At 60.3% G+C, this 8,373-nt stretch carries 5 protein-coding genes; 4 read left to right on the top strand and 1 reads right to left on the bottom strand.

Going from position 1 to position 8,373, the window contains the following annotated elements; translation table 11 throughout:
* The 3 genes from smc to ligA all read left to right on the top strand — a co-directional run.
* Positions 1–2,501: chromosome segregation protein SMC (smc, locus tag AAAB16_RS19035; RefSeq protein WP_340664739.1), on the top strand; the 2,501-nt coding region annotated here is incomplete at its 5' end.
* Positions 2,502–2,708: 207 nt separating this feature from the next.
* Positions 2,709–3,539, top strand: a complete 831-nt coding sequence (gene zipA, locus AAAB16_RS19040; RefSeq protein WP_340664740.1) for a cell division protein ZipA — start codon at positions 2,709–2,711, stop codon at positions 3,537–3,539.
* A gap of 185 nt (positions 3,540–3,724) precedes the next feature.
* The gene (gene ligA, locus AAAB16_RS19045) at positions 3,725–6,097 is read left to right on the top strand and encodes an NAD-dependent DNA ligase LigA (RefSeq protein ID WP_340664741.1); all 2,373 of its coding nucleotides are present in this window, start codon (positions 3,725–3,727) and stop codon (positions 6,095–6,097) included.
* Positions 6,098–6,297: 200 nt separating this feature from the next.
* On the opposite strand, the gene AAAB16_RS19050 is transcribed toward ligA, so the two are convergent.
* Positions 6,298–6,576 (bottom strand): HU family DNA-binding protein, encoded by a 279-nt coding sequence (locus tag AAAB16_RS19050; RefSeq protein WP_340664742.1) that lies wholly within the window; start codon positions 6,574–6,576, stop codon positions 6,298–6,300.
* A 259-nt stretch (positions 6,577–6,835) separates the two neighbouring features.
* Between AAAB16_RS19050 and AAAB16_RS19055 the strand changes: the two genes are divergently transcribed.
* A partial coding sequence (locus tag AAAB16_RS19055; protein ID WP_340664743.1) for a methyl-accepting chemotaxis protein occupies positions 6,836–8,373 on the top strand: 1,538 nt, incomplete at its 3' end.

Below are 8,373 nucleotides of genomic sequence, written 5' to 3' on the forward strand. Positions count from 1 at the left end.
CGCACCTGGGCCATGACCGCACCTTGCTGGCGACCTTGGGCGAAGAGCTGGCCGCGCTTGAGCCGGAGCAAGAAATCACCAACGCCGCTGCCGAAGAAGCGGCCGCCGCGTTGGAGGAATCCGACAGCGCCATGCACGGCTGGCAAGAGCAGTGGGACGGCTTTAACCAGCGCTCTGCCGAGCCGCGGCGCCAGGCTGAAGTGCAGCAGTCGCGGATTCAGCAACTGGAACACAGCCTGGAGCGTCTGGCTGAGCGGCAGCGGCGGCTTAACGACGAGCTGATGCTCCTCTCAGCCGACCCTGAAGACGCCGCGATTCTAGAACTGAGCGAGCAGGTCGCCACCAGCGAGCTGACCCTAGAAGAGCTGCACATTGCCGAGCAAGCCTTGGTCGAGCGCCTGGAGCAATTGCGTGCTGAGTTGCTGCAAGCGGGCCAGGCGCAGCAACAGGCGCAGGGCGAGCTGCAACGCTTGAACGGTCGCCTGGCTTCCTTGGAGGCGCTGCAACAAGCCGCGCTCGACCCCGGCAAAGGCACCGCCGAGTGGCTGCGCGAACAGCACCTCAACGATCGCCCGCGTTTGGCCGAAGGCCTGCGCGTAGAAGCCGGTTGGGAGTTAGCGGTGGAAACCGTGCTCGGTGCCGACTTGCAGGCCGTCTTGCTCGACGATCCACAAGCGCTCGCCAGCCTTGATTTGGCTGGTTTCAAACAGGGCGATCTGCGTCTGGTCAGCCCGGCCAAAGGTGGCGCGCGGGTGGCTGGTAGCTTGCTGGATAAAGTCGAAGCCAGCGTCGATTTAGCGCCGTGGTTGGCCAAGGTCAAACCGGTGCAGACCCTCGACGAAGCCCTGGCCCTGCGCGGCCAACTCGGTGACGGCGAAAGCCTGATCAGCCGCGACGGCTATTGGGTCGGCCGGCATTTCTTGCGCGTACGCCGCGCCAGCGAAGCGGAAAGCGGCGTGTTGGCCCGAGCTCAGGAAATTGAGCGCCTGGGCTTGGAGCGCGACGAGCGCGAAGCCAGCTTGGCCAGCCTGGAAGAACGCCTGCTGGCGCTGCGCGAAACCCAGCAACACCAGGAAGAAGCCCGTGAACAGCAACGCCGCCGTTTGCAAGATGAAGCCCGTCGTCAGGGCGAGCTGAAAGCACAGCTCTCAGCCGGGCAGGCCAAGGTCGAACAGCTGACGTTGCGTCGCCGTCGTCTTGATGAAGAACTGGGCGAACTGGGCGAGCAACGTGCTCTCGAGTCTGAACAGCTCGGCGAGTCGCGCCTGCAACTGCAAGACGCCCTCGATGCCATGGCGCTGGACACCGAACAACGTGAACTGTTGATGGCTCAGCGTGACGCCCTGCGCGAGCGCCTTGATCGCGTGCGTCAGGAAGCCCGCCAGCACAAAGACCACGCCCACCAACTGGCCGTGCGCCTGGGTTCGCTTAAAGCCCAGCACGACTCCACGCGCCAAGCCCTGGAACGCTTGGAACTGCAGGCCGAACGCCTGCATGAGAAGCGCGAACAGCTCAACCTCAACCTCGACGAGGGCGCCGCGCCGCTGGAAGAGCTGCGCATGAAGTTGGAAGAGTTGCTGGATAAACGCATGGGCGTGGAAGACGAACTCAAGCTTGCGCGCCTGGGCCTGGAAGATGCCGACCGCCAACTGCGCGATGCGGAAAAACGCCGCACCTCGGCCGAGCAGCAGTCGCAATTACTGCGCGGCCAGCTCGAACAGCAGCGCATGGAATGGCAAGCCCTGACCGTACGGCGCAAGGCGATTCAAGACCAACTGCTGGAAGACAACTACGACCTGCACGGCGTGCTTGGCACGTTGCCGACCGAAGCCGACGAGAAGTCCTGGGAAGAAGAGCTGGAGCGCTTGGCCGCGCGTATTGCCCGTCTCGGCCCGATCAACCTCGCGGCGATCGACGAATACCAACAGCAAGGCGAGCGCAAACGCTACCTCGACGCGCAAAACGCCGACTTGGTGGAAGCGCTCGACACGCTGGAAAACGTCATCCGCAAAATCGACAAAGAGACCCGCAACCGCTTTAAAGAAACCTTTGACCAAATCAACGGCGGCCTGCAGGCGCTGTTCCCGAAAGTATTCGGCGGCGGCAACGCCTACCTGGAACTCACCGGCGAAGACCTGCTAGACACCGGCGTGACCATCATGGCGCGCCCACCGGGCAAGAAAAACAGCACCATTCACCTGCTCTCCGGCGGTGAAAAAGCCCTGACCGCATTGGCCCTGGTATTTGCCATTTTCAAACTCAACCCAGCGCCATTCTGCATGCTCGACGAAGTAGATGCGCCGCTGGACGATGCCAACGTTGGGCGTTATGCGCGGCTGGTAAAAGAGATGTCCGAGACCGTGCAATTTATCTATATCACCCACAACAAAATCGCCATGGAAATGGCCGATCAGTTGATGGGCGTAACAATGCATGAACCTGGCTGCTCACGGCTTGTCGCAGTAGATGTTGAAGAAGCCTTGGCTTTGGTCGAGGCATAAGTGCTTGCGCGGTGTAAAGTTGCCTTTCGTCGTGCTAGCTTATTGCCCACTTTTTATTATTTGTCCCAAATGCCTGTCAGAACATGGAGTTGCTATACGAAGTCTTAAGTTACTGACGGTGTGCTCTTGAGTTGAAAGAGCTGAGTTTTGAGTCAGAGGGCGGATGCCCTTTCTTCACTATTATTTTTTCAGGGGCTACAGAACTACATGGAAATCGGTCTGCGGGAGTGGCTGATCGTCATCGGCATCATTGTTATCGCTGGCATTCTTTTCGATGGCTGGCGGCGCATGCGCGGTGGTAAAGGCAAATTGAAATTCAAGTTGGATCGCAGTTTTTCCAACCTTCCAGATGACGATGGCGCCCCGGAACTACTGGGCCCGCCGCGTGTTCTTGAGCGTCACGCCGAGCCTAAAGTTGAAGAAGAAGATTTGCCGGCCATGAGCCCGCGTGAATTGAATCGTCGTCGCGGCAAAGTGGTGGAACCGAGCCAGGGCGATCTTAATCTTGGCCTTGATGAGCCGGTGCCGACGTTGCTCAACCCGGTCGATGACGAACCGAAAAAACGTAACCCTGCCGTGCCACAAGACAGTCGCGATTTGCCGCCGGTTGAAGAAGTGCTGGTGATTAACGTGGTGGCCCGCGAAGGCGAAGGTTTTAACGGCCCGGCACTGTTGCAGAATATTTTGGAAAGTGGCCTGCGCTTTGGCGAAATGGATATTTTCCACCGCCACGAAAGCATGGCCGGCAATGGTGAAGTGTTGTTCTCCATGGCCAACGGGGTTAAACCTGGCACCTTTGATTTGGACGATATCGACCACTTCAGCACCCGCGCCGTGAGTTTCTTCCTTGGCCTGCCAGGCCCGCGCCACCCGAAACAAGCCTTCGACGTAATGGTCGCTGCCGCACGCAAACTGGCCCACGAATTAAGCGGCGAATTGAAAGATGACCAGCGCAGCGTAATGACCGCGCAAACCATCGAACACTACCGCCAGCGCATCGTCGAGTTCGAACGCAAAGCGCTGACCAACAAGCGCTAAGGCGCAAGCGTTTAACGCGGCCAGCAACGCTTCGTAGGGTGTGCTGTGCGCACCATGGCGTTCTCCGATGAATCGCTTGGTGCGCACAGCGCACCCTACGGTAGCGGGATACGCCACACCGCCCGGTGATCCAACGTTTTAATCGAGCAGCTTCGGCTGCTCTTTTTCGTTTCGAGAATGCCCAAATGACCGATGCCCAAACCGCCGCCACCCGTATCAGCCAATTGCGCAGTGAGCTGGACCAGCATAACTACCGCTACCACGTGCTCGATGAGCCGAGTATTCCGGACGCCGAATACGACCGCCTGTTCCACGAGCTAAAAGCCCTGGAAAGCGAACACCCGGAACTGGTCACCCCTGATTCGCCTACCCAGCGCGTCGGTAGCCTAGCGCTGTCGGCCTTTGGTGAGGTCAAGCACGAAGTGCCGATGCTGAGCCTGGGTAACGCTTTCGCCGAGGAAGACCTGCGCGATTTCGACCGCCGTGTGCGTGAAGGTCTGGCCGATGAGCTGCCGGCCGGTGATCTGTTCGGCGCTGGCGCCACAGTTGAATACAGCTGTGAGCCCAAGCTTGATGGTCTGGCCGTCAGCCTGCTGTACCGCGACGGCCTGTTGGTGCGCGGTGCCACCCGTGGCGACGGCAGCACCGGCGAAGACATCAGCGTTAACGTGCGCACCGTGCGCAATATCCCGCTCAAACTCCAGGGCTCAGGCTGGCCATCGATATTGGAAGTGCGCGGCGAAGTGTTTATGTCCCGCGCCGGTTTTGAACGGCTTAACGCCAGCCAGGCCGAGCAGGGCGGCAAGACGTTTGCCAACCCGCGTAACGCCGCTGCCGGCAGCCTGCGTCAGCTTGACTCCAGCATCACCGCCAAACGCCCACTGGAATTCTGCTGCTACGGCATCGGCCAGGTGCAGGGCGAACTCCCCGACACCCATATCGGCATCCTTAACGCCCTGAAAGACTGGGGCATGCCCATCAGCCGCGAGCTGAAACTGGCCCAGGGCGCTGAAGAATGCCTGGACTATTACCGCGCCATTGGCGCCAAGCGCGATGCGCTGCCGTATGAAATCGATGGCGTGGTATTCAAGGTCAACAACCTCGCCTGGCAGCGCGAACTGGGCTTTCGCGCCCGCGAACCGCGCTGGGCTATCGCGCATAAATTCCCCGCCAGCGAAGAACTCACTGAATTGCTCGCCGTGGAATTTCAGGTGGGCCGCACCGGCGCCGTTACCCCGGTTGCGCGGTTGCGCCCGGTGAAAGTCGCTGGCGTGATGGTCGCCAACGCCACCTTGCACAATATGGATGAAGTCGCGCGCCTGGGCATTATGGTCGGCGACACAGTGATTATTCGCCGCGCTGGCGACGTGATTCCGCAAGTGGTGCAAGTGGTCCTCGACCGCCGCCCTGCGGATGCCAAACCCGTACACGTGCCGGAGAATTGCCCGGTGTGCGGCTCCCACGTAGAACGCACGCAACTGGTCAAACGCAGCAAGGGCCGCGAGACCGTCAGCGAAGGCGCGGTATACCGTTGCGTCGGCCGCCTGGCCTGTGGTGCGCAGCTTAAACAGGCGATCATTCACTTCGTCTCGCGCCGGGCCATGGATATCGAAGGCCTGGGCGACAAGAGCGTCGAGCAGTTGGTGGACGAGAAGCTGATCAGCTCGCCAGCCGACCTGTACAAACTGACCTTTGAGCAGATTGTCGAGCTGGAGGGCTTTGCCGAGCTATCCAGTAAAAACCTGCTGGCCGCCATCGCCAACAGCCGTAAACCGGAACTGGCGCGCTTCATTTATTCCCTCGGCATTCCCGACGTCGGCGAAGAAACCGCCAAGGTGCTGGCGCGCTCGTTGGCCTCGTTGCAGCGGATCAAACAGGCGCTGCCGGAAGTGCTCACCTACCTGCCGGATGTCGGCCTGGAAGTGGCCCATGAGATTCACGAATTCTTTAGCGATAGCCATAACCAGAGCGTGATTGAGCAACTGGAAAAAGAGCTGGAAATCCAAGGTCAAGGCGAGCTGGCTGCGGAGTATGCCGCCAGCACCACCTTGGCCGGGCTGATCGACAAGTTGCATATCTCGTCCGTCGGCCCAACCGGGGCGAAAACCCTGGCTGCCAAGTTCGACGAGTCGCTGGAAAAAGTCCTCGCCGCCGACTGGCTCGACCTGCGCCAAGCCCTCAGCGAAAAGCCCGCCAACGCTGTGCGCGAATTTTTCGCCGTGCCCGAACACCGCGAGCGCGCGCTGAAAATCGAAGCGCAACTGCGCGACTTCGGCATGCACTGGGAAAGCGAAAAGCGTGTGGTAGAAGGCCTGCCCCTGGCTGGGCAAACCTGGGTACTGACCGGCAGCCTGGAAATCATGAGCCGCGATATCGCCAAGGAAAAACTCGAAAGCCTGGGGGCGAAAGTAGCCGGTTCAGTGTCGGCGAAAACCACCTGCGTGGTGGCAGGGCCTGGGGCGGGCTCGAAGTTGGCCAAGGCCAATGAGCTGGGCGTGAAGGTGCTGGATGAAGCGGCGTTTTTGCAGGCGCTAGCGGGTTACGGCATTACCCCGTAAACGCGTGGCACCCGTGGTGCGCACAGCACACCCTACATGGGAGGCAAGCGCTTGGTGCGCTCGATTACCGCCTATCCAGAGCGCTGGATCCCCGCCTGCGCGGTGAAGACGGTGTTCGTTACAAAACATGCGTCGTCCCCGCGTAGGCGGGGACCCAGAATCTCCAGGCGACTGCGCAAGGTGCGCACCCGCGCAATCACTTAATTAATCGCGTCGGTCAGCGCCTTGGCCGGCACGTACTTCACCACTTTCTTCGCGGCAATTTCGATGGCTTTGCCGGTCTGCGGGTTACGGCCGGTACGGGCCGGACGGTCCGCCACTTTCAGTTTGCCAATGCCCGGCAAGGTGATTTCGTCGTAGTTCTCCAGGGCATCGGTAACGATCTCGCTCAGTTGTTCCAGTACCGCGCGCACGGTCGCTTTCGAGGCATCAGTCGCTTCGGCGATATCGCTGATCAGTTGGTCTTTGGTCATGGCCATGGGGTACTTCCTTAAATCGGCTTCGGAATGGGGTGTTGCGCGAAAGCCGGCACGCTAGCACAAAAGCGTTGCACGATCAGTGCGGCGCACGCTTTTCATAACCCAGGTCAAGCATCCGCCAGTCATAGCCGATAGCTGCTCTAGGCGCAGCGGCCATAACCTTCACATCGCTGATTGCATAAGGCCTGCACGGCGCCCAATAAAACTGCGCCAAGCGTCTACGCTTGCATCTAGTTGTCCTGCCGTTTGGAGATTGATCATGCTGCGTCTTTTTGCCGACCTGGGTTTTCGCTGGAAAATCGCTTTGCCCATTCTGGTGCTGGCGGTGTTGTTGGTGTTGATGGGCGTGCTGGGGGTGCGTGGCATCACCCAAGTAGCGGACTCCAGCAGCAAACTGACCAACCGCTATCTGCCCGCCATCAGCCTGCTGCTCAACGCCGACCGCGATCTGTATCAAGCCTTTGTCGCCGAACGCAGCCTGCTCGACGAAGCTGCCGGCCCCCATATCGATGGCCTGAAAAAATCCCACGCGGAAAACCTGCAACAGGCCTACGACCGCGTGCACAAATATGCCGCGATGGACCCCAATGCCGAGGCCAAAGCCTTGGTGGCGCAGTTCGACCAGGGCTATGCCGTGTGGAAAGCCACCAGCCTCAAGGTTGTCCAGCTTTCGGGAAGCGACCCTGACGCCGCCAGTACCCTTAGCTTTGGCGACAGCGAAAAGCAGTTCGACAGCATGCGCGATGCCATCGACAAACTCGGTGAATTGGAAGACAACGCCGCCAACGGTGAAGGCAAAACCGCTATCGCTCTGGGAGAGGAGCTGACCTGGCAGCAAGGCACGGTGGTCGGTATTGGCCTGTTGGTGTGCCTGATTCTGGTCGTGGGTTTTCCGATTCTGGTCACCCGTCCGCTGGAAAATCTGCTGCACCGCATCGAGCAAATCGCCGATGGCGATGGCGACCTGCGTGTGCGCCTGGACGTGCTTTCCCGTGATGAACTGGGCAAGTTGAGCCTGGCCTTCAACCGCTTCCTCGACAAGCTGCAGCCATTGATCAAGGAAGTAGGGCGAGTCACCGGCGAGGTCGCCGACTCTGCGCAAACTCTGGCTGGAATGGCGGCGGCCAACGACCGCCTGATCAGCAGCGAACATGCCGCCGTCGACCAAGTGAGCACTGCTGCCACCGAAATGAGCGCCGCTGTTAACGAGGTCGCGCGCAACGCGCAAAACGCCGCCGACGCTGCCCGCAGCGCCGAAACCCAATCGCGCGAAGGCGCCCAGGTGGTCGGCGCCACCATCACCGCCATGCGCCAATTGGCCCAGGAAGTGGAAAGCGCCTCTGGCACCATCCAGACCCTGGAGCAGGAAACCGCCAATATTGGCGCCGTGCTGGCGGTGATCAAAGGCATTGCCGAACAAACCAACCTGCTGGCGCTTAACGCCGCCATCGAGGCCGCACGGGCAGGGGAACAGGGCCGTGGCTTTGCCGTGGTTGCCGACGAAGTTCGCGCCCTGGCTGCACGCACCCAAGACTCGACCAAAGACATCCAAAACATGATCGAGCGCCTGCAAGTCGGTGTGCAGAACGCAGTAAAAGCCATGGACTCGGGCAGCATCAAAGCCCGCGACAGCGTTGACCGTGCTGCTGGGGTCGACCAAATCCTCTCCGAATCCAGCGACTCGGTCGGGCGCATCAACGACATGGCCGCGCAAATCGCCACCGCCTGCGAAGAACAAAGCAGCGTCACCGAAGAGATCGCCCGCAACATCAGCGATATTCGCGAGCTCTCCAATGA

Source organism: Pseudomonas sp. (assembly GCF_037994325.1).
Classification (GTDB): domain Bacteria; phylum Pseudomonadota; class Gammaproteobacteria; order Pseudomonadales; family Pseudomonadaceae; genus Aquipseudomonas.